This window comes from Pseudoalteromonas sp. S2893 (assembly GCF_005887105.1).
In the GTDB taxonomy this organism is placed as follows: domain Bacteria; phylum Pseudomonadota; class Gammaproteobacteria; order Enterobacterales; family Alteromonadaceae; genus Pseudoalteromonas; species Pseudoalteromonas atlantica.
The window spans coordinates 38,165-59,074 of the sequence record NZ_PNCY01000017.1 but is presented as its reverse complement, the minus strand read 5'-3'; the positions used below and the strand labels follow the sequence as shown (position 1 = coordinate 59,074).

Annotated in this window: 21 protein-coding genes; 13 read left to right on the top strand and 8 right to left on the bottom strand. The window is 42.3% G+C overall.

All coding sequences use genetic code 11. The features are described from left to right. Nucleotides 1–83: 83 nt before the first annotated feature. Genes CWC04_RS11075 through CWC04_RS11065 form a run of 3 tightly spaced genes read right to left on the bottom strand, consistent with a single transcriptional unit; the run spans nt 84 to nt 2,352 of the window. The gene (locus CWC04_RS11075) at nt 84–425 is read right to left on the bottom strand and encodes a DUF3325 domain-containing protein (protein ID WP_055254328.1); all 342 of its coding nucleotides are present in this window, start codon (nt 423–425) and stop codon (nt 84–86) included. Next, nucleotides 422–2,017 (bottom strand): PepSY-associated TM helix domain-containing protein, encoded by a 1,596-nt coding sequence (locus tag CWC04_RS11070; protein ID WP_138685446.1) that lies wholly within the window; start codon nt 2,015–2,017, stop codon nt 422–424. Before CWC04_RS11070 ends, CWC04_RS11075 begins: the two co-directional genes overlap by 4 nt. Next, nucleotides 2,014–2,352 carry a hypothetical protein gene (locus CWC04_RS11065; protein ID WP_126009613.1) on the bottom strand — a complete coding sequence of 113 codons (339 nt, stop codon included), beginning with the start codon at nt 2,350–2,352 and terminating at the stop codon, nt 2,014–2,016. Before CWC04_RS11065 ends, CWC04_RS11070 begins: the two co-directional genes overlap by 4 nt. 222 nt (nt 2,353–2,574) lie before the next feature. Between CWC04_RS11065 and CWC04_RS11060 the strand changes: the two genes are divergently transcribed. The 4 genes from CWC04_RS11060 (at nt 2,575) to CWC04_RS11045 (ending at nt 6,954) form a co-directional block, all read left to right on the top strand. Next, the gene (locus CWC04_RS11060) at nt 2,575–2,931 is read left to right on the top strand and encodes a VOC family protein (protein ID WP_006793291.1); all 357 of its coding nucleotides are present in this window, start codon (nt 2,575–2,577) and stop codon (nt 2,929–2,931) included. Between the two features lie 150 nt (nt 2,932–3,081). Further along, a complete protein-coding gene (locus CWC04_RS11055) occupies nt 3,082–3,672 on the top strand; it encodes a uracil-DNA glycosylase family protein (RefSeq protein ID WP_024033006.1) in 591 nt (196 codons plus the stop codon). Beyond that, a complete protein-coding gene (locus tag CWC04_RS11050; RefSeq protein ID WP_126009614.1) occupies nt 3,669–4,406 on the top strand; it encodes a phytanoyl-CoA dioxygenase family protein in 738 nt (245 codons plus the stop codon). Before CWC04_RS11055 ends, CWC04_RS11050 begins: the two co-directional genes overlap by 4 nt. Before the next feature lie 163 nt (nt 4,407–4,569). After that, on the top strand, nt 4,570–6,954 hold the full coding sequence (locus tag CWC04_RS11045; RefSeq protein WP_138685445.1) for a TonB-dependent receptor: 2,385 nt from the start codon (nt 4,570–4,572) through the stop codon (nt 6,952–6,954). Here CWC04_RS11045 and CWC04_RS11040 read toward each other — a convergent pair. After that, nucleotides 6,938–7,867, bottom strand: a complete 930-nt coding sequence (locus CWC04_RS11040; protein WP_024033009.1) for a LysR family transcriptional regulator — start codon at nt 7,865–7,867, stop codon at nt 6,938–6,940. The two genes, CWC04_RS11045 and CWC04_RS11040, sit on opposite strands and share 17 nt — an antisense overlap. Nucleotides 7,868–7,957: 90 nt before the next feature. Between CWC04_RS11040 and CWC04_RS11035 the strand changes: the two genes are divergently transcribed. The 3 genes from CWC04_RS11035 to CWC04_RS11025 all read left to right on the top strand — a co-directional run bounded on the left by CWC04_RS11035 (nt 7,958) and on the right by CWC04_RS11025 (nt 11,753). Then, nucleotides 7,958–8,764 (top strand): class II aldolase/adducin family protein, encoded by an 807-nt coding sequence (locus CWC04_RS11035; protein ID WP_138685444.1) that lies wholly within the window; start codon nt 7,958–7,960, stop codon nt 8,762–8,764. A 129-nt stretch (nt 8,765–8,893) separates the two neighbouring features. Beyond that, nucleotides 8,894–10,879, top strand: coding sequence for an AMP-binding protein (locus CWC04_RS11030; RefSeq protein WP_138685443.1), 1,986 nt, complete (start codon nt 8,894–8,896; stop codon nt 10,877–10,879). 1 nt (nt 10,880) lies between these two features. Beyond that, nucleotides 10,881–11,753 (top strand): bile acid:sodium symporter family protein, encoded by an 873-nt coding sequence (locus tag CWC04_RS11025; protein WP_138685442.1) that lies wholly within the window; start codon nt 10,881–10,883, stop codon nt 11,751–11,753. Between the two features lie 57 nt (nt 11,754–11,810). On the opposite strand, the gene CWC04_RS11020 is transcribed toward CWC04_RS11025, so the two are convergent. Continuing rightward, entirely contained in the window at nt 11,811–12,719 is a 909-nt protein-coding gene (locus tag CWC04_RS11020) for a LysR family transcriptional regulator (RefSeq protein WP_138685441.1), read from the bottom strand. Between the two features lie 115 nt (nt 12,720–12,834). Here CWC04_RS11020 and CWC04_RS11015 point away from each other — a divergent pair, with 115 nt between their 5' ends. Genes CWC04_RS11015 through CWC04_RS10995 form a run of 5 tightly spaced genes read left to right on the top strand, consistent with a single transcriptional unit; the run spans nt 12,835 to nt 17,433 of the window. Then, nucleotides 12,835–14,055: an acyl-CoA dehydrogenase family protein gene (locus CWC04_RS11015; RefSeq protein WP_138685440.1), complete on the top strand. Its 1,221-nt coding sequence runs from the start codon at nt 12,835–12,837 to the stop codon at nt 14,053–14,055. Between the two features lie 9 nt (nt 14,056–14,064). Then, complete coding sequence (locus tag CWC04_RS11010) at nt 14,065–14,886, top strand: SDR family oxidoreductase (protein ID WP_138685439.1); 822 nt, start codon at nt 14,065–14,067, stop codon at nt 14,884–14,886. Nucleotides 14,887–14,898: 12 nt separating this feature from the next. Beyond that, complete coding sequence (locus CWC04_RS11005) at nt 14,899–15,972, top strand: phosphotransferase family protein (protein WP_138685438.1); 1,074 nt, start codon at nt 14,899–14,901, stop codon at nt 15,970–15,972. Further along, the gene (locus tag CWC04_RS11000) at nt 15,972–16,676 is read left to right on the top strand and encodes a histidine phosphatase family protein (RefSeq protein WP_138685437.1); all 705 of its coding nucleotides are present in this window, start codon (nt 15,972–15,974) and stop codon (nt 16,674–16,676) included. Before CWC04_RS11005 ends, CWC04_RS11000 begins: the two co-directional genes overlap by 1 nt. A 10-nt stretch (nt 16,677–16,686) precedes the next feature. Continuing rightward, nucleotides 16,687–17,433: an SDR family oxidoreductase gene (locus CWC04_RS10995; protein ID WP_170865589.1), complete on the top strand. Its 747-nt coding sequence runs from the start codon at nt 16,687–16,689 to the stop codon at nt 17,431–17,433. A gap of 89 nt (nt 17,434–17,522) precedes the next feature. Here CWC04_RS10995 and CWC04_RS10990 read toward each other — a convergent pair whose 3' ends face one another. Beyond that, complete coding sequence (locus CWC04_RS10990) at nt 17,523–18,095, bottom strand: hypothetical protein (protein ID WP_004586261.1); 573 nt, start codon at nt 18,093–18,095, stop codon at nt 17,523–17,525. 193 nt (nt 18,096–18,288) lie between these two features. Between CWC04_RS10990 and arfB the strand changes: the two genes are divergently transcribed. Beyond that, nucleotides 18,289–18,702, top strand: a complete 414-nt coding sequence (gene arfB / locus CWC04_RS10985) for an alternative ribosome rescue aminoacyl-tRNA hydrolase ArfB (RefSeq protein ID WP_024033019.1) — start codon at nt 18,289–18,291, stop codon at nt 18,700–18,702. An 81-nt stretch (nt 18,703–18,783) separates the two neighbouring features. On the opposite strand, the gene CWC04_RS10980 is transcribed toward arfB, so the two are convergent. Continuing rightward, nucleotides 18,784–19,833 carry a DUF2955 domain-containing protein gene (locus CWC04_RS10980; protein WP_004586263.1) on the bottom strand — a complete coding sequence of 350 codons (1,050 nt, stop codon included), beginning with the start codon at nt 19,831–19,833 and terminating at the stop codon, nt 18,784–18,786. A gap of 10 nt (nt 19,834–19,843) precedes the next feature. Then, the gene (locus CWC04_RS10975; protein WP_138685436.1) at nt 19,844–20,908 is read right to left on the bottom strand and encodes an HlyD family secretion protein; all 1,065 of its coding nucleotides are present in this window, start codon (nt 20,906–20,908) and stop codon (nt 19,844–19,846) included. Nucleotides 20,909–20,910 lie beyond the last annotated feature (2 nt).

The window sequence follows — 20,910 nt, the reverse complement described above, 5'->3', positions numbered from 1 at the left end:
TCCCCCTATTGTTGGCAAGCTTTATAGCTTGCCATTTTTTTTGCCTAAAATTAATGGCTTTCTTTGGATCAGGTTTTTACTAACTAAAGTGAATTCACTGCCAGTAATAGCCCTGATAAGCCAATCAGTAACATATTTAAAAAGCTAAATGGCTTAATCAACTTTTCTATAAAATTATAAAAAATCGTTATAATTAATACACTTAGCCCCATAAAGCCACAAAACAGTAAAGCACCGTATCCCTGCTGCGTAACCACACAGAACAATAAACTTAGTAAAATACTGATCCAGGCAACTATTAGCAGCAAATTACTTTGCAGCTTAGAGGGACGCGTTGTAAACACCGTTTTAAAATGCGCTGGTTTTGCCAAAGCAAAACCATTAAAAGCAAACAAACAGAGGCTAAAGCTAAGTAAATCAATCATGCTTTTTGCCTCTTTTTATTATTGGCTAGGTTATTAGCTGTTTTTTTAGATGCACTAGAAGCAGTACGTAATTTTTCGGTTTGTACTAAAAACAGTATGCTAAACAGTAAAAATACCGCATCGAAAATAAACAAGGCCCATTGTTTATTAAGTAAGTAGCTCACTATATTGCCCTGTGTGGTGAACGCATTTATTGCCGGTACACTCAAACACGCGAGGGCATTTATGGCTGCCATTACACGCCATTGCAGCCTATCACGCTTTAAAAGTGCCATAACGGCAACCACTAACCATGCTAAAAAGAACGCTGTAACTTCTTTTTCACTACGTCCTGCTACGGTCGGGCTAAGTAACCTATTGGCAATAAAAAAGGCGCAAGTAGCCAGTGGTAAGCCCATAATGGTGGCAAGGTTTAAACCTTCGACTAACTGTAAGCCAAATGAGGCTTTACCCTTATTACGCTCGCGTATGCGTTTAGCCCACATTATGCAGCCAGAGCCAATCATTACGCAGCCTGCAATTCCGCCAAGTACGTATAACCAGCGCAGTAAAGGCGTAGCAAAGCGCCCTGTATGCATAGAGTTAAGTGATTCATAAAGTGCTTTACTACTGCTAAGTTCGTCATCAGTTTGTGCTACTAACTCGCCCGTAGCACCACTAAACAAAAGCCGTGGAGATTGATCGCGAAGCGCCTTTGCAGGGCTTACCAATACCGTTACTGTTGAAGCGGCCATATTCGGTTTACTAACCTGAACACGCGTAATATCTGCACTAGGCCACTTAGTATAAACTTGATCCAAAATAGTGTTTATAGGGAGCAATTCTGCACTGCCTTGGGCGTTATTAGTCACGTTATTGCTAGGTGTTGCATCGTTAAAAAAGCCACGCATGCCCTTGTCGTACGTCGTTAACGCAGGGTAGGGGAACAACATAAATATAAGCGTAATAATGCCTGTGTAGGTAATCATTAAATGAAACGGTAGGGCAAGTACCGAGCTTAAATTATGCGCATCTAACCAGCTACGAGTCCCTTTATTGCGCCTAAAAGTAAACATATCTTTAAATATGCGCTTATGAATAACCACGCCCGAAATTATTGCCAGTAGCATAAAAAAGCTGGCAAAACACACTACCCAGCGCCCTGTTATGGCATCTAAATAATAAAGCTGATAATGCAACCGATAAAAAAAGTTACCGCCTTTACTTTCAACAAAAGGAGGCAGCGCTTGCATGGTGTTTGGGTTTAATTGGGTATTTACAAACTGGCTGCGGCGCTGCCCTGGCTCTTTAGGTTTTGCATAGCCATATACCAAATACGGTATTCGCTCTTCGGGCAAGGTAATACGCCAACTAGGGGAATTTTCAGCGTGCTGATTTAAATATTCAAAGCCATTAATAATTTGCTGCCTTTGCGCGGCCACTCTGTCGGTTTGGGCTTGCACATTGTGTATAGCCGGCTGATTCCACAAGTTTATTTCGTCTCTAAAAAAGCTCGCTGTGCCTGCAAAAAATATTACGTAAATAATCCAACAGGTAAGTAAGCCCACCCAGGTATGTAGCCAGGTCATCGACCTAAAAAAACTGTCTTTCATAGCCAACCCTTCAGTAATGCCAATATAGCAACAAAAAAACCTGTACTTAGTAAAATACTGATCCAAACAGTTTTTAACGACTTAACCGAAAACGCATAAATAAACACTGCGGCGTAAATTAAAATACTGATAGACACACACAGTAATACGGCATCTTGCTTAGGAATGGGCAGCAGTACACTTAATAATGAAATACACGCTGAGGTAAATGCATAGCCACCCACTATGGCAATAATAAAACGCAAAAATACTAACACTCTATAGCTTTGGGCCACTTTTAAAAGCGCAGCTAGGTTAGTTCTTGTAAAAGGTGCTATGTGCAGAGGTGCCTGCATAATTAACAAATCCCTTATTCAAATACGAGGATAAAAATAAGGCGTTATTATAAAGCTTACAAATACAAAAGATAGCGATTCTCATTTGTATATTCTAGTTAATTTAACATTAGTGCCTAGCATGTTAGTAAAATACTGATCTCTGCCGTTTTAGGGTTATTGCTTAGCTAATAACGAAGGTTTACAGTGGTCAATACTGGCAAGCCAATGAGTAAATTTAAAATGAGCAACCACGAAAAACTAAATTATGTAGAGTTTCCCGCGTGCGATTTAACAGCTACAAAAAGCTTTTTTACTAACGTGTTTAACTGGCAATTTACCGACTATGGCCCAGAGTATACGGCATTTAGCGGCCAGGGGCTTGATGGTGGCTTTTTTAAAGCACCGCTTAAATCACTTACTCAACATGGGGCCGCACTGTTGGTGTTTTACAGTAACGACATTCACGCTACCTATAAAAAAGTAGCGCAATATGGCGGCAAAATAGTAAAACCTATTTTTGAGTTCCCCGGTGGCTGCCGATTTCACTTTACCGAGCCCAGTGGTAACGAATTTGCCGTATGGTCAGAAAAACAATAAATATATCAAATAATTAGTTGTTATTTTCAAGTGAGATCACGATTTTACCAACTAATAACTAATTTGAGTAAAATAAACCGATTTTTTACCAACTCATTAGGTCTAAATGGCCATTTAGAACAAAACTTAAGCATTTAAGGCCAGATTTATATGGATCCGATCAATTTAATTGAGCAAGTTAGTAAATGCGTGATCTGTGAACCTCATTTACCGTTAGGTGCTCGCCCCGTTATACAATTTAATGCCAATGCGCGTATTTTAATTGCCGGCCAAGCACCGGGCATAAAAGTACACGAAACTGGCAAGCCCTTTAACGATGCCAGCGGAAACCGCCTACGCGAATGGCTTGGGCTAAGTGTTGATGAGTTTTATGATCCGCAAAAAATAGCTATTTTACCTATGGGCTTTTGTTACCCTGGTAAAGGTAAGTCGGGCGACTTACCCCCGCGTAAAGAATGTGCACCTGCTTGGAGAGCGCAATTACTGGCCGCTCTGCCAAATTTAGAGCTTACAATCGTGCTTGGTAAATACGCGCAGGCTTATCATTTACCGCATACTAAAAACAGGCCCTTAACCGAGTTAGTAAAATCGTGGCGTGAGTATTGGCCGGAGCATTTGGTGCTACCACACCCAAGCCCACGCAATAATATTTGGCTTAAAAAGAATCCATGGTTTGCACAAGATGTACTGCCAGAACTTGCTGAACGTGTTGCTGCAATATTAAATAAAGAACCACAATGAACAACTATAAATCAAACGGTTATATGCTTGTAAAGGGGCTTTACAGCACCGAAGAGCTAAATAAAATTAAGCTCCTAGTTAATGCCTTTCATACACAGTGGAAAACTAATAACCGTGAGTTTTATCAATCCCGTGCAATTAATAGCTCGGGCATAACAAATAGTGAATATTTAACGGCGCAGCAAAATGAGTTTTTATTTAGTTTAATAGCTGATAACAAATTAATTAAGCGTGTAAAACAGGCGATTAGTGAGCCACTGTTTTTAAATACTCAGTTATTTTTTAATCCCGTTAATGTTACACAAAAAAATTATTGGCATCGCGATATGCAATACCATTTAAATGTGCAAGAGCAACAAGCTGCGTTAAACGGGCCCGACGTAGTGCACTGCCGGTTAGCCCTTGAAGACGAGCCAGGTATAGAGCTTGTGCCCCACTCGCATAAAAATTGGGATACACCAGAGGAGCTAAATGTACGTTTTGCAAAAAATAATAAGCTGCCAAGCGATAACCTAACTACAGGCAAAGTTATTAAACTTAATGCGGGAGATTTACTGTTGTTTTCAGCCAATATGATTCACCGTGGCTTATACGGCAAAAACCGTTTAGCACTGGATATTATTTTTTGCGAAAATGCACCACAGCTTACCGCCTTTATCAATGCAGCAAACACTCCAAGCTCGGCAATCGCTAATAAAACCGATAACCCACTGATATTTTTTAACCCGCTTTAAACCCGCTATAACCCCATTTAACACAACACTTTTTCGCTTAACTATAAATATTACTAATAGTGTTGAATAAATAAACATCACTGTTATTTATTTTAAGACTCGTCAGTATGAAATAGACGCAAAATTATCCAATAAAAATAACCTCTATAATGGAGTTGCAGCTATGACAACTGAACACACACAGTCACACACACGTTTAAAACCTAGCTTTTTAAAACAAAAAACACTGACTTTATTTACGCTCAGCGCATTAAGCGTGGGTATGGCACAAGCTGGCGAGCAAAAAGTAAATAACAGCGAGCTTGAAACCATTACCGTCACCTCGCAAAAGCGGGTGCAATCGCTACAAGATATTCCTACCTCTATTCAAGCGCTTTCTGGCGACTACCTCGAGCAAAACAGTGTTGACGATTTACTCGCCCTAAGCGAAAACCTACCTAACGTGCATATAACCGAAACCTCAAGCAGCAAACGTATTTTTGTACGCGGCATTGGCTCGGGTACTAACTCAGGCTTTGAGCAATCGGTTGCTATGTATAAAGATGGCGTGTATTTAGGGCGCGGGCATCAGGCTAAATTTCCATTTTTAGATATGCAGCGCCTTGAGCTTATAAAAGGCCCGCAGTCGGTTATGTTTGGTAAAAACGCCACAGCAGGAGCCTTTAGTATGGTTTCAAATTCGCCAACCGATGTACTTGAGGGCAACGTATCGGCAGAGTTTGGCTCTGATAACGAAAAGCGCTTTACCGGCGTTATAAATATTCCTATTAACGATGATTTAGCCATTCGTATTGCCGCGTTTGATCATTCTGTTGATGGCTTTTTATATAACCAAGCACGCCAAAGTGATGAGCAATCTAACGACTCATCAGGTGCACGTTTATCAATAGATTGGCAAATAAACGATGATATAAACGCATTGTTTAAATGGGAACACGGTGAGTTTGAATCGCATGGCTCGCGCTACCAATACATTATTGATACCCCCAACCGAGATTTACAAATAGCAAATGACCCTACTAACCCAGGCAATGTAGGGTATCGTTCACTTTTATTAAGCGACAACTCGGGCCTTGATTACACAAGTTCGGTATCGGGCGATGGTCACCCAGGTGGGCTTAATGAGCAAAGTAAAACCACGCTTGATAACGCATCACTTAAATTAACCCATAACCATGGCGAATACGAATTTACCTCTGTAACCACGTATAGCGAGTACGATTGGGACTCAACCTTTGACGCCGACTTTTCAGAAATCCCGCTTATAAAACAAGACTACTTAGAAACCTATAACCAGTTTACGCAAGAGTTTAGAGTAAGCTCGCCAACAGGGCGCACGCTTGAATACGTAGCGGGCATTTTTTACATGAGCAGCGAGCTTGAACACCCAAACGATATTTTATTTGGTGCATCGTTACTTATTCCTGATTTAGTGGGTACATCATTGGGCGTAAATGCGCTGTTTGATCAAGACCAACAAAGCTACTCAGCATTTACCGCCCTTACTTGGAATGTAAACGCGCAATGGCGCGCTAATTTTGGCCTGCGTTATCAAAAAGAAGAAAAAGAAGTAAGCAGCGTACAAAGTGTGTATAGCGTATTTGAGCCAAACACACCGCAAGCCGTACAACAATTTGCTAATGCCGCTGCGCCCACTATTGCAGGGCAGCTTTCGGGCGCGGGGGTACATAACCTTAACGCTAAGCGTGATGAATCGCACTTATCACCCAATATTAGTGTGCAATATTTAGGGTTTAACAACACCATGTTATTTGCAAGCGCTGGCATAGGCTACAAAGCCGGTGGTTTTGATGGCTCTGGCTTAAATGGCTCACAAGGTAACACGGTTGATGAAAACTCAGGCTTTGAGTTTGACGACGAAAAAGCCACAAACTTTGAATTTGGCATAAAAGCCGAGCCAATTAAAAATACTCTACAAGTAAATGCTACACTGTTTTACACTCTGTACGATGACCTACAAGTATCTGAATTTAATGGTAATGCATTTGTAGTTAAAAATGCCGCCGAAACCAAAGTAAAAGGGATTGAGCTCGATTCGCGCTGGGCAATAAATCAAAGTTGGCAGCTATCGGCAAACCTTGCGGTGCTTGATTTTGAATACGAACAATACGCCAGTGCATCGCCAACGGTTATGCAAAGCGAGCTACTTGGCCAAGCATTTCAAGATTTAACCGGGCAAACTGGCGCGTTTGCTCCCGATTACTCAGGCAATATAGCGATTGGTTACAATACCGAGGTGTTTTCAAACCTTACTTTAAGTAGCAATTTAGCGCTTAACTTTAGTGACGATTACTTTTTAGAGCAAGATCTTGACCCAATAGCCAAGCAAAGCGCTTTTGAAAAGCTAAATTTACGCATAGAGCTAGGTAGCAGTGAAGGAGATTGGTCGGTGGCGTTATTGGCTAAAAATTTAACCGATAAACAAACTTTTTCGCAGGCCAACGATGTGCCAGTAATTAGCTACGCACACCGTTTTTTATCAGAGCGTGGGCGCAGTTATCACGCACAATTTAATTACCGCTTTTAAGTTTGTCAGCAGGGATAAGTTGCTGGGCTAAACCTAGCAGCTTTTCTCGCATCCAACTATTTACTAAATCGTCATCGGCTTGTTCGTGCCAATACATGTGCACGGGCATTAACGGCACATCAAACGGCAAGCTAGTTACATGCACAGGCATTTGCTCTTTTAATACCTGCGCGTATGCGTTTGGCATGGTCATTATCATGTCGCTTTGGCTAATCACTTTAGTCGCCGCAAAATAATGTTCACATTTAAGCACTACATTACGGGCAAGTGCATGCTTTGCCAGCGCCATATCAATAATATCTACCTGCGCACCTTTTAACGACACCAACGCGTGCGATGCCTTTGCGTAATTTTGTACGGTTAAGTCATTTAATATTGGGTGATCGTGCCTACAAATTAGCGAAAAATGCTCATTACAAATAAAGGTGTTTTTTATGTGGTTACTGGTAGGGGTAAGCACATCAATGACTATATCGAGCTCTTGGTTTTCGAGTGATTTTTCCATATCAACATGTGACACCTGTCGGCTGTTAATCGTGATATTGGGGGTGTTTGTGAGTAGGTCGCTCATTAGCGGCGGAAAAAATATCGATTCTAAAATATCTCTAAAGCCAAATTTAATTTCGCGCTTAAAGGCGGCTATATCAAAAAGCCGTTCGTTATTTAAGGTTGACTCTAATACCTGCACCGACTCAATAACTTGCGCTATTATTTTTTGGCAAAAAGGAGAGGGCACCATACGCCGACCGTGGCGAATAAATAATGGGTCGTCAAACTTTTCTCTAAGGCGAGAAAGCGCATGGCTAACAGCAGGTTGCGTTAAATGCAGTTTATCCGCTGCAGTGGTAATACTGCCCTCTTGGTATACCGTTTTAAGTATTACAAACAGGTTTAAATCTATCTTTCCATGCATAGTATTTATGTTTAACCATTAATTAACATCACTTCTATTTATCTTAAGCGAGGCTAAACTAAAGTCAACAGAGTTTAATTTAGGATTATTATGAGCAATACACTAGAGCAGCAAGCCGCAAAAATGACCATAGGCAGCGACAAATTTAAACTTATTATGCCGCCTAAATTTAACACCCTTAAGGAGCAACGCAGCTACGAAAAACAACGCCTAGCCGCTGGGTTTAGAGTATTTGCCATGTACGGTTTTGATGAAGGACTTGCGGGGCACATAACACTTCGCGACTGCATAGAGCCCGATACTTTTTGGGTAAACCCTGTGGGTATGCATTTTGCGCATATTAAAGCATCAGATCTTATTCGGGTTGATCATAAAGGTAATATTATTGAAGGCAGCACACCGATTAATAATGCCGCGTTTGCTATTCATTCACGCATACACATGGCACGACCCGACGTAAACGCAGTAGCCCATGCCCATACACGTTATGGCCGTGCGTTTTCGGCATTAGGAGAGTTACTTAAACCAATTTCGCAAGATGCCTGCGTATTTTACGAAAACCACAGTGTATTTGATGTATTTAGCGGCGTAGTGGCCGACAGCGAAGAGGGCGACATGATAGCTAAATCACTGGCTGATCACTGCGCTGTTATTTTGCAAAACCATGGTTTACTTACCGTCGGTTCGTCGGTTGATGCCGCAGTTGCCAATTTTGTATTGCTAGATAGCTGCTGCCAAAGCCAATTATTAGCGCAAGCCGCAGGCGAGCCTAAGCTTATTTCTCACGATGTTGCGCTACACACTAAACAAGCCAATGGCTCAGAGCTAGTTACATGGGGGAACTTTCAGCCCATGTATCAGGTTGTTGCCGCAAAAGATAACAGCTTTTTAGATTAAAACACTGGCAATAGCTTAATTTTGATAGACTAAAATTTGCGCGGTAATGGCCCACACACCCAAAGCCGCGTTTAAATACTATGCACTCACACGCAAACACACACATTATAAAGATACGTTGAGGGTTTTATGAATATAACAACAATTAAAAACCACGCCGATGTTGGCAATTTAAACCTTGCTGAAATATCACCAGAGCAACTTCCTCGCTCTACTTATCATGCCATTTTACAATCGGCAAAAAACTTTGGTGATGCAACCGCTATTGAATACATTTTAGATGGCGACTGCATTAGCGAAGCGCAAATTCCGTTTGCAAAAAAGCTAATTCACCGCATTTTAATGACCTTTAAAGGTAAAAGCTTTGCTAATCCGCACCGTAAAATGAGTTACAAAGCGCTCGCAAAAAACGTAACAGGGCTTGGCAATGCATTGCACTCGTTGGGTATTACAAAAACCGAGGTAACCTCGCTGGTATTACCTAACTTCCCTGAAACCTATGTATCGCTTTGGGCAGCAGAGGCTGCTGGCATTGCAAACCCCATAAACCCCTTGCTTGATGAGTCCATAATGAAAGAAATTATGATCTCAGCCAATACCAAAGTAATTATTGCCCTAGGCCCAGTCCCTGGTAGCAATATTTGGCAAAAAGTAATGGCAATTAAAGAGCATATACCCGGCCTAAAAGCGGTTATTAGCTTATTTGGTGACGACATAGCGTGCTCGCAAAATAATAAAGTACCCGTGTATGGGTTTAAAAAGTTACTCGCGGCGCAAAGTACGCAAGCAGCTAATTTTACTTTGCCTGAGCAAAGCGATGTGTGCGCGTATTTTCATACGGGTGGTACCACCGGCTTACCAAAACTTGCCAAACACTTACATTTAAACCAGCTTACCAATGCAGGGCAGGTTAATTTACTTTCGCCAGTAAACGCAGGCGATACCATGCTAGTAGGTTTGCCCATATTTCATGTAAATGCGGCAGTGGCAACAGGCATTGCCTCGGTTATGAAAGGCTGTAAAATTTTACTCGCAAGCCCTTCTGGCTTTAGAGGTAAAAACATCATTCAAAACTTACTCACCCTAATTAATAATTACGATGTAGCCGTTATGACCGCTGTACCTACTGTTTACGCGGCTATGGTTGAGCAAATTACCTCGCAAAAAATATCGGTGCCACCGCTTAAAATGAAGTTTGCCATTTGTGGGGCCGCGCCGCTTTCATCAGATTTACAAGCCCTGTTTACTAAACTCACAAACACCCCACTGGTAGAGGGTTATGGCTCAACTGAGGGCAGCTCGGTAAGTACGTTAATGCCTGTAAACCCAATTAATAAAGAGGCTTCTGTAGGGCTACCAATACCTGGTATTACACTTAAAATTGCCGATATAAACGAGCAAGGCACGCTTGTTAAAATTTGCGATACACTCGATGTTGGCGAAATAATAATAACCGGTAATAACGTATTTCCCGGTTACGTAGAAGATGCGCATAACCAAGGCGCATGGGTAGTTGATGAAAACGGCCAACAGTATTTTAGAACCGGCGATTTAGGAAAAATAGATGAGAGCGGGTATGTATCTTTATGTGGTAGGCAAAAAGAGCTAATAATACGTGGCGGACACAATATAGACCCCAAAATGATAGAAGATGCCGCAACCAGCCACCCCGAAGTAACACTTGCAGCCGCCGTGCCACGCCCCGACAGCTACGCAGGCGAAGTACCCGTACTTTACGTAACGCTAAGCCCAAATAGCACGCTTAAACTTGACGCTCTAACCGCGTATGTTAGCGCCAACATACCTGAGCGAGCAGCAATACCAAAAGCTATTTATATAATTGATGAAATACCGCTTACTGCCGTAGGTAAAATTTATAAGCCCGAACTGGTTTGCCTAGAAATAAAACAAACCATTACAGAGGCTCTTAGCGAGCAATTAATCAACAAAACCGTGCAAATAAATGTGTTTGCTGATAAAAAGTTAGGCATAAAAGCCACAATTTTAGTTAATGAAGATGAGTTAAACGCGCTGCAACAACAGATAAAAACGCAGCTAACCCCGTACTCATTTAACTACGAAGTGCTGGCATTAAAAACAACAGAGGCCGCCTAATTTGAACGCATCATTTTTAACAGAAATCATACTCCCACTCGCCCTTGCCCTTATTATGTTTGGCATGGGGCTTGGGCTTACAGTTGGCGACTTTACGCGGCTTTTTAAAAAGCCCTTAGCAATTGCTATGGGCTTACTAGGCCAAATTCTTGCCATGCCGCTACTGGCTTTAGGTTTGTGTTATTTACTTAATTTACCCACGCCTATAGCAATAGGGTTAATGATTTTAGCCGCGTGCCCGGGTGGTACTATGTCAAACGTAGTGAGTCAGCTGGCAAAGGCTAATTTAGCGCTGTCGGTAAGCTTAACCGCTGCCTCAACTGCTATTAGCATTATTACCACCCCGTTTATTATTGGCTTTGCCATGCACCAATTTGCGCCGCAAGACGATGCTAACTTTTCTATATTAACTACATCGCTTGGGCTGTTTGTCATTACATTAGTGCCTGTAGCCATAGGGATAAGCCTGCGCCATTTTAAAAGCGAATTTGCGATTAAAAGTGAGCCGTTTTTTAGGCGTTTTTCGTTATTTTTTATGCTCGCCATGATAGCCGCGTTAGTAATAAAAGAACGCGCCTTACTGGCAAGCTCGTTTGATGCTGTATTTTGGGCCTGCCTTGCATTAAATATTGGCTCAATGGTCATTGGCTTGCTCATAGCTAAGCTTTCAAATCTTAACCTGACCGATTCGCTTACACTTGGGATTGAGGTGGGGATTCAAAACGCATCGCTGGCTATTTTAATTGCTATAAGCTTTTTAAATAAGCCAGAATACGCAGTAACAGGCGGTGTATATGGCCTTGCCATGTTTATTGGGCCGCTGTTATTAATTGCTGGGCTTAAGTTTAAAAACAAACGCCTTGTAAACGCTTAAAAAATAATGCGAAGCGCCAAATTAAGTTCACTAAGTTTGGCGCTTTTTTTATAGCTATTAACGTTTAAAAATAGGCTGCACTTGCCCACGTAACCATACTAAAGCGTCGTCTTTATCAGTACTCTGATGCCAATATAAATGCTGATAAATAGCAGGCATAGTGGTGGGAACTGGCCGTGCTATTAGCGTGTCGTCTAGCAGTTGGCTTGCCACCATTGAAGGTAAAGTAAGTAAAAATGGCGCGTCTTTTATTACCTCTTTCGCGGCAAAATAATTTTGACAACGTATAGCCACCTGCCTATTAAAACTCAATTGCAATAACGCAATATCTTCAATAACAGTACCGGTTGCTCGGTTAGATACCGCAACATGCTTAGCCGCTAAATAATTGTCTATATTGAGTTGGTTTTTAAGCGGGTGGTTTTTTTTCATGAGTACACAAAAGTGATCACTTGAGAGAACAGCATGGCTAATGGGCGCTTTTATTGGCCGTGCTACATCAATTGCCATATCTATTTGATGATTAGCTAATTGCTTATGCATATCTTCACGGCTTAATTTTACGCTCGCTAAGCTTGCATTGGGAGCATGTTTTGCCAGTGCAAGTTGCAATTTAGGCAAAACAATAGGCTCTATTGCATCGTGCAGGGCTATTTTAAAAGTTTGTGCAGTGGTCGCTAAATTAAAATCACCGCAGGCTTGTAGCACTTGGCGTAATTTTTCGAGTAAATCTATTAGCTCGGGTGCCATACGTTGGCACGCAGGGGTGGGGAGCATTAATTGCCCTTGGCGCTCAAATAACGGATCGTTTAATACACAACGCAAACGTTTTATAGCATGGCTGACTGCTGAGGGTGTTATGTATAGCACCTTTGCGGTTTCGCTCATGTTTTTTTCACGGTATAGGCATTCAAATATTTTAAGTAAATTTAAATCTAACTGCTGAATATTTTTAGCTTCAATCATTATTACCCACTCAAACTATGAATGCAATTCACACTTAACTGGTAATATATTTCATTTAATTCATTGGGGCGAATGTTTTATGCTGGGTTAACTAAAAAATAAACAGGCAACCCTAATGAACTTTGAGCCAAGCCAAAAAAGCCAAGACTACCTAAAGCGTGTAACCGCCTTTATGGATGAACACGTATTGCCTATTGAGCAAGCAGTAGTTGCGCATAACCATGCTAAAAATAATTCAAACGATTGGTCCACTTGGCAGTTAAGTGAGCACATTGAGCCATTAAAAGCGAAAGCAAAAGCCGCTGGCCTGTGGAACTTATTTTTACCCGATGCCGATTTAGCCCAAGGCTTAACCTGCTTAGAGTACGCCCCTATTGCTGAGCAAATGGGTAAATGTTTATTTGCATCAGAAATATTTAATTGTAATGCCCCCGACACCGGCAATATGGAAGTGCTTTATCACTTTGCAAATGATGAGCAAAAACAGCAGTGGTTAACCCCATTATTAAATGGCGATATTCGCTCAGTATTTGCCATGACCGAGCCCGATGTCGCTTCATCAGATGCGACAAACATGCAAGCAACCATAGATGTTGATGGCGACGAGCTTATTTTAAATGGCACAAAGTGGTGGACCACCGGCCTTGGTCATCCTAATGCCCAGGTGGCTATTTTTATGGGGCTTTCTAACCCCGAAAACGATAAACACAGCCAGCACTCAATGGTACTTGTGCCGCTAAACACGCCCGGTGTAAACATTAAGCGCATGCTAAGTGCCTGTGGCGATTTTGATGCCCCCTACGGCCACGGTGAAATGGAATTTAATAACGTACGCGTACCAAAACAAAATCTTATTTTAGGGTTAGGCAAAGGTTTTGCCATTGCACAAGGGCGCTTAGGGCCTGGGCGAATTCATCATTGTATGCGCGCAATTGGCGCAGCAGAGCGCTGTTTAGAGCTCATGATTAAACGCGGGCTGTCGCGCAGTGCTTTTGGTAACCCCTTACTTAAATTAGGCGGTAATTTAGAACGTGTAGCGCAAGCGCGTATGGCGATAGACCAAGCCCGTTTATTAACCCTGCACGCGGCATGGAAAATAGACACCCAAGGCGTTAAAAACGCCATGACCGAAATATCGAGCATAAAAGTAGTCGTGCCTAATATGCTGCAAATGGTCTCAGATATGGCGATACAAGTGTTTGGGGGCGCTGGGGTGTCGAGCGACTTTCCTATTGCCTCGTTTAATGCAATGGGGCGTATTTTACGCCTTGCAGATGGCCCAGACGAAGTACATATGGGCATGGTTTCGCGCCTCGAACTTAACAAATACCGCTAAGGCAACACCATGAAAACACGACTAATAATAACAGGTGGAGCCACAGGGCTGGGTAAAGCGTTAGCCCTGAGTTACGCAAGTAATTTGGGCGCTAACTTACAAATTTGTATTGCCGATATAAACGCCGAGCGTGCAGCCACAACCATTAGTGAGCTGCAAGCACTAAAAAGCAATGCCTTTTTTTACGCCTGCGATGTAACCAAGCAAGCAGATGTAAAGGGGCTTTACGATATTATCCAAACCAAGTGGCAGGGCGTAGATATTGTCATTAATAACGCAGGCGTTGCCACGGGCGGCTCGCTTGAGGGCGAATCGCTTGAGCAATGGCAGTGGATTATGGATATTAATTTGCTCTCTATGGTGCGGGTGTGCCAAACGTTTTACCCCGCCTTTGTGCAACAAGGCGGTGGCTACTTTATTAATATAGCCTCACAAGCAGGGCTTACCCCTATTCCGTTTATGAGCAGTTATAACGCCGTAAAAGCGGCGGTTATAGGCTTTAGCGAAACCCTAAAGCTCGAACTCGCCCACGATAATATAGATGTAAGTGTTGTGTGCCCGAGCTTTTTTAAAACCAATCTTGATGAATCCATGCGCACCAGCGAGCCGGCCATGAAAACCATGCTTAACCGTGCCTTTGAGCGCTCCCCCATAAACGCAGAGCAAGTTGCCGATATTATTTATCAGCAGTCGCTTAACCGCCCATTTTTAATTTTGACCCATAAATTAGGTAAACAGGCCTTTTTAATGAAAAAACTACTCCCCATTGAGTGGTACATTAAAAACATGCTGAAAAAAACACGCTCTATGCAACGTTTAAAATCAAAATAATAAAGGCTAGCAATGAACACACAATTATTAGACCAAGCCAAAAACGTACGCCAAGGCGAAGAGCTCGACATACAAAAAGTAGATGCCTGGCTTAAACAGCACCTTACACAGCTAACTGGCGAGCCCAGTGTTACTCAATACGCAGGGGGGGCATCAAACTGGACCTACTGCCTAGAGTACCCAGAGCAATCGCTTATTTTACGCCGTGCGCCCAAAGGCACCAAAGCCAAAGGCGCACACGATATGGCCCGTGAATATAAGCTGCAGCAAGCGCTAAAACCAGTTTACAGCTATGTGCCAAACATGGAGGCGTTTTGCGACGATGAAAACATACTCGGCACCGACTTTTACGTTATGGAAAAGCTTACGGGTATTATTCCGCGTAAAAATTTACCACGCGGATTAACCCCCACGCCCGAGCGCACTAAAAAGCTGTGCGAAAACGTACTCGACTGCCTAGTAGAGTTACACAAAGTAGATTACAAACAGGCCAATTTAAGTCATTTAGGCAAAGGCGAAGGCTACACCCAGCGCCAAATTTGCGGCTGGAGCGAGCGCTTTACTAAAGCCAAAACCTGGAATGTACCCAGCGGTAAAAAAGTCATTAAGTGGCTTGAAAACAACATGCCAAGTAACGAGCGTATTTGCATAACACATAACGATTTTAGGTTTGATAACGTTGTGCTTGATGCAAACGACTACACCAACGTACTGGGTATTTTAGATTGGGAACTTGCCACCCTTGGCGACCCACTTATGGATTTGGGCAATACATTGGCTTACTGGGTAGAGCCAGCAGATGACTTTTTAGCCCAAGCTACGCGCCGTCAACCCACTCACTTAGAGGGTATGCTAACGCGCAAAGAAGTAGTGGCCTACTACTGTAAAAAAATGAATATAACCGTAGATGACTTTACCTTTTACGAAGTGTACGGGCTATTTAGGCTTGCCGGCATTGTGCAGCAAATTTATTACCGCTATCACCATGGGCAAACTAAAAACCCCGCCTTTAAACACTTTTGGGTGTTTGTACATTACCTTTTATGGCGCTGTAAAAAAGCCATTAACAACCAAGGTAAAGTCTAATGTGTATTTTATATTTAGTACGCCACGGGCAGGCCAGTTTTTCGGCTGATAATTACGATACGCTCTCAACAAAAGGGCAACAGCAAGCCACACTACTAGGTGAATATTTAGCACAAAAGCAGCTAACACCCGATGTTGTATTTGCTGGCAGTATGCTGCGCCATAACCAAACCGCAGAGCTGAGTTTAGCAAGTGCTAATAATGCGCCGGTACTAATAAACGATGCGCGATTAAACGAATACGATCACGAGCATATTTTAGCCGTTTATAACCCACAGCTTGCCACCCCAAGCCAAGTTCGCGCCGCACTTAGCAAGCAAGCCGAGCCTATGGAATACTTTAAAACGGTATTTATTAGCGCCATACAGCAATGGGTACTCAATCCCGATAGCACTCAATATAACGAAAGCTTTAATGCATTTACTGCCCGTGTACTTGGCGCGCTTGAACAAATAGCCAATGAAAACCACGGTAAAAAAGTAATTATTTATACCTCTGGCGGGCCTATTAGCATTATAACCAGCCATTTAATGGGGCTAAAGCTCGAGCGCTTTATTGATATTAATTGGAGCTTAGTAAACGCAGGCGTAACCAAAGTAGTGGCGCGCGGCAAAGGAAAAAATCAAAAATTAACGATAAGTAGTTTAAACGAGCATCACTTTTTAGAGTGCCACCCACAACAAAAATTAATTACATACACCTAAGGATCTAATTATGCGCAAAAACATACTAATAACAGGTGCAAGTTCAGGCTTAGGCAAAGGCATGGCAAAAGAGTTTGCAAAACAAGGTTGTAATCTTGCTTTATGTGCTCGGCGCTTTGAGCTATTAGAGCAGCTAAAAAGTGAGCTTGAACAAATAAACCCAAATATAACCATTAGCATAAAAGTGCTTGATGTTAACGACCACGAGCAAGTATTTAGCGTATTTAACGCCTTTAAAGAAGAGCTTAACGGCCTTGATAGAGTGATTATAAACGCTGGTATGGGCAAAGGTGCTTCTATTGGTACGGGTTATTTTAATGCCAACAAACAAACCGCACAAACTAACTTTGTGGCCGCACTTGCGCAAGCTGAGGCCGCAATGGAAATTTTTAGAGCGCAAAACCATGGTCATTTAGTGACTATTTCATCTATTAGTGCTGTACGAGGTTTTAGGCGCGCCATGACCGTTTACGCCGCGACTAAAGCGGCTATTACCTCATTAAGTGAAGGCATACGCATAGATGTAATGCACACGCCTATAAAAGTAAGCTGTGTACATCCAGGTTTTATAAGAAGCGAAATAAACGAAAAAGTAAAAACAGTGCCGTTTATTGTTGATACCGAAACTGGCTGCAAAGCACTGGTAAAAGCAATAAATAAAGAAAAAGCCAACAGCTTTGTGCCAAGCTGGCCGTGGGCATTCCTGCATTGGATTTTACGAATAGCACCGCTGAGTACAATTCGTAAAATGTCGTAAGGTTTTTAAATTTTAGGCATTAAAAAAGGTGGCAAATGCCACCCTTTATGTACGTGTTTACTTAACCTACGTTTAGGTTATTTGTAAAATTATAGTAGTGCAAAAATCTTTTGCAGCTGTGGCATGTACTCGCTCACAAGCTCAAGGTTGTTTTCGCTTACTAGTGGGTCTGTAGATTCTTCAGCCGCGCTTGAAGCCTTCCCAAACGAGCCCATTAACGAGCTAGCGTCACTGCTTTTAGCACTTTTAAGGCTTTGCAGGCCGCCCATTACTTTATTTGCTGTTTCTTGGTTTTCAGCTGAAAGACCCGATTTAAGGTTTTCGATGTAAGCCATAGATACTTCTGAGCCAACAGATACTAATTCTTCAGGCGAAAAACCGTAACGGTTAGTAATATCGGCAAAGCTTTTATATAAACCTTGCTCTTTAATCATGCTTAATGCGCTATTAGCAAGAGAGCTTTGCTCTTCAACATTTTGATCAGCAGAGCCACCTAGCATGCTTGCTAAATCTAGGTTTTTTAACGAATCTTGGCTGCTAGCCCAGCTTGAAACAGCCGGCAGTGCTTTCATGTAGCTTTGTAATTGGCCTTCGCTAATATCTTCAGCAAGGCTAGAAAAACTCATTGCTAATAAGCTAAGTGATAAAATTATTTTTTTCATTGGGCGTTTCCTATTATTTAATTAAAGCCATTAAAAACTAAATGTAAGCGCTTGCCAATACATAACTAAAGTATTAGCTGTATTTAGGCTATAAAGTAGTATAAATACTTTAAAGTTCTATAACTTAAGCTGATTCAGCACAAATATAGTTACAAATGTTATACTGCATTTTTGTCGATAAGAGCTGAACGTAATGTTAACTATTTCAAATACTGTCACTATAGATGAATGGGAACTAGAGCTAACTGCTATACGTTCGCAAGGTGCCGGTGGCCAAAACGTTAACAAAGTAGCCAGCGCCATTCATTTACGCTTTGATATTAACCGCTCAAAGTTACCCGATTTTTACAAAGAACGTCTATTAAAGCTAAACGACTCTCGGATCACCAAGGAGGGCGTGGTGGTAATTAAAGCCCAAAGCTTTCGCACCCAAGAGCTTAACCGAGAAGATGCACTAAAACGTTTAAAAGATTTAATTTTAAGCGCAACCAAGGTAAATAAAGCCCGCCGCGCAACCAAGCCAAGCCGTAACTCGCAGCGCAAGCGCATGGATAAAAAAACCAAACATGGGCAAACCAAAGCCTTGCGCGGTAACATTAAGTTATAACTCACTAAGTTTATAAGGCTTTACAGTAAAGTATGCTTAATTTACGCCTACAGCTAATAGTTAACCGTAGGCGTAAGTGGGTTATTCGTAGGTATGATGGCGGGTGGCACTAAAGCGATTTAATATATGGTGCATTACATACACCGCAGATAAACTTGCCACAATAGCCACCGCAACAGAGCTAAAGCGATACATGGCACTATAAACAAGGTCTTGCCCGGGGCCTAGTGAGTTGCCAAACAAAATACCAAACGTGGTTAACACACCAAACCCTATGCCCGGTGCGCCGCCACCAATAATATGAAAACGGCTAAATACAAACGATAACGTCCACAGTATAAGCACCGGAAACAATAAAAAGTCAGAGTGATTATACAATAACACTTGCGCCAACAACGCAGCATTACAGCCAATTAATGTACCAATAGCGCGCTGCCAACCGGCCATACCTGCGGCTTTCCAGCACAGCGAAAACAAAATTAATACCGATGAGGCTTGCGCCGATATTGAATCTTGTAAATCGAGGACTTGAAACGCCACAAACGAAAGCGTAGCAACCGTTGCGCATAATAATACCTCATGGCGAATGCTTTCTTTGGCTTTAGCGGGTACCGCTCTCACGGCACGCGCGGTTACATCAGGAAAAACACCATGCATAACAAACGCAATAACAATAGAGAGAACAGTAGCCAAACCATTACTTAAAATAAGCGGGTATACACTACTTGTACCGGTTACATAGCTTGAAAAGTGCAGTTGAATTGACAACCCAACCACGCCTAGTGCGCCAAATAAAAAAGCCGCACCTGAGCTCATTTGATAAAACAAAAAGCAAAACGCTAAAAATACAATAATGGTCATCAGTACCGGAAGGTGCGAAAACAAGCCCTGCATAATTAAAACCATTGGAATACTAATGGCAGCACTGGCTAAAAACTGGCGCACAATGCTTTTATTTAACACAGGCACTAAACCAAGTAGCAACATAGGGTAAACAGTAAAAAATATACCGTATGGCCAGTTCATTAATTTACTAATAGTAAACCCTATGGTGCAACCACCGGCTATGCGCAGCGCTTGGCGTAAACCGTTTGAGTCTAATTGCGGTGCTTGGCTAACAGCTTGAGTCATTCGACCTCCATTAATAAATGTAGTGTAGCCAGCTAATAAACCTAATTTGAGCCGATGCTAACCATTGCCCAATTGTTGACTCTGGCAATAGTTGCACAGTGGCACGGGCACCACTTGGCATATTAGCAATTAATTTAGCGTTATCTGGCATCACTAAATGAATACGCTGGCGCTGAGCGTCGCGCACCCAACGATTACTGGTTTCGGTACTACTAAGCGAGCCATTTGCACTGAGTTGCCCATCGCTTACGCCTGCCTCAAACGTGCTTATATGCGCGTTGTAAACCTCACCTGGACGGCTATCAAATACCACTCGCGCCAAACTACCTGGTTTCATATTTAGTAATGATTTTTCTCTAAAATCGGCAACAAGGTCGGCCTTATTAGCCACAATAGCTAAAAGCGGGCTACCCGTTAGCGCATATGCGCCATCTAGTAGTTGTAAGTTAGAAACCACACCAGCGCTTAGCGCACGCACTTGGGTGTACGATAAGTTAAGCTCGGCTTGTGCTAATTGGTTTGCAGCATGGCGAAGCGCTAAGTTTTGCGCGCCGCTTTCGCCACGGGCAAGTACGGCTTCTGCCAATTGCGCTTCTAATGAGGCGACATTTGATTTACTTGCTTGAAAGTTAGCTTTAATGCTTTCAAGCTCTTGCTCTGAAATAGAGCGCTGCTTAAATAATGCTTCGCCACGGTTATTTAGTAATTGCTGTTCGTGCAGCTTTGCCTTGGCCGCCGAAATTTGCGCCTCCAGTGCTTTTACATTGGTATCTAAACGTTTGTTTTGTAATTTAGCGTCGTCAAGGGCAAGCTGTGCCTGCTCTAGCGCTAATTTATACGGGCCTGAGTCTATTTCAAACAATACATCGCCAGCTTTTACGGTTTGATTATTATTAACCAATACCTTAGTAACACGGCCACTTATTTGCGGGGCAATTTGCACCACAGGATGATAAACCCGCGCTTGCGGCGTTACCGGCATAAACATGTCGGCAATTAAATAGTAAATAAATATAACAACAAAACCCGCTAACGAAAGCCTTACATAACGAGTAAATTTTTGATCTGGTGTCATTG

Bases quoted from the DNA above. Each gene is read 5' to 3' on its own strand.
- CWC04_RS11075 (WP_055254328.1), bottom strand. From the start codon at position 425: ATGATTGATTTACTTAGCTTTAGCCTCTGTTTGTTTGCTTTTAATGGT.
- CWC04_RS11070 (WP_138685446.1), bottom strand. From the start codon at position 2,017: ATGAAAGACAGTTTTTTTAGGTCGATGACCTGGCTACATACCTGGGTG.
- CWC04_RS11065 (WP_126009613.1), bottom strand. From the start codon at position 2,352: ATGCAGGCACCTCTGCACATAGCACCTTTTACAAGAACTAACCTAGCT.
- CWC04_RS11060 (WP_006793291.1), top strand. From the start codon at position 2,575: ATGAGCAACCACGAAAAACTAAATTATGTAGAGTTTCCCGCGTGCGAT.
- CWC04_RS11055 (WP_024033006.1), top strand. From the start codon at position 3,082: ATGGATCCGATCAATTTAATTGAGCAAGTTAGTAAATGCGTGATCTGT.
- CWC04_RS11050 (WP_126009614.1), top strand. From the start codon at position 3,669: ATGAACAACTATAAATCAAACGGTTATATGCTTGTAAAGGGGCTTTAC.
- CWC04_RS11045 (WP_138685445.1), top strand. From the start codon at position 4,570: ATGACAACTGAACACACACAGTCACACACACGTTTAAAACCTAGCTTT.
- CWC04_RS11040 (WP_024033009.1), bottom strand. From the start codon at position 7,867: ATGCATGGAAAGATAGATTTAAACCTGTTTGTAATACTTAAAACGGTA.
- CWC04_RS11035 (WP_138685444.1), top strand. From the start codon at position 7,958: ATGAGCAATACACTAGAGCAGCAAGCCGCAAAAATGACCATAGGCAGC.
- CWC04_RS11030 (WP_138685443.1), top strand. From the start codon at position 8,894: ATGAATATAACAACAATTAAAAACCACGCCGATGTTGGCAATTTAAAC.
- CWC04_RS11020 (WP_138685441.1), bottom strand. From the start codon at position 12,719: ATGATTGAAGCTAAAAATATTCAGCAGTTAGATTTAAATTTACTTAAA.
- CWC04_RS11015 (WP_138685440.1), top strand. From the start codon at position 12,835: ATGAACTTTGAGCCAAGCCAAAAAAGCCAAGACTACCTAAAGCGTGTA.
- CWC04_RS11010 (WP_138685439.1), top strand. From the start codon at position 14,065: ATGAAAACACGACTAATAATAACAGGTGGAGCCACAGGGCTGGGTAAA.
- CWC04_RS11005 (WP_138685438.1), top strand. From the start codon at position 14,899: ATGAACACACAATTATTAGACCAAGCCAAAAACGTACGCCAAGGCGAA.
- CWC04_RS11000 (WP_138685437.1), top strand. From the start codon at position 15,972: ATGTGTATTTTATATTTAGTACGCCACGGGCAGGCCAGTTTTTCGGCT.
- CWC04_RS10995 (WP_170865589.1), top strand. From the start codon at position 16,687: ATGCGCAAAAACATACTAATAACAGGTGCAAGTTCAGGCTTAGGCAAA.
- CWC04_RS10990 (WP_004586261.1), bottom strand. From the start codon at position 18,095: ATGAAAAAAATAATTTTATCACTTAGCTTATTAGCAATGAGTTTTTCT.
- arfB (WP_024033019.1), top strand. From the start codon at position 18,289: ATGTTAACTATTTCAAATACTGTCACTATAGATGAATGGGAACTAGAG.
- CWC04_RS10980 (WP_004586263.1), bottom strand. From the start codon at position 19,833: ATGACTCAAGCTGTTAGCCAAGCACCGCAATTAGACTCAAACGGTTTA.
- CWC04_RS10975 (WP_138685436.1), bottom strand. From the start codon at position 20,908: ATGACACCAGATCAAAAATTTACTCGTTATGTAAGGCTTTCGTTAGCG.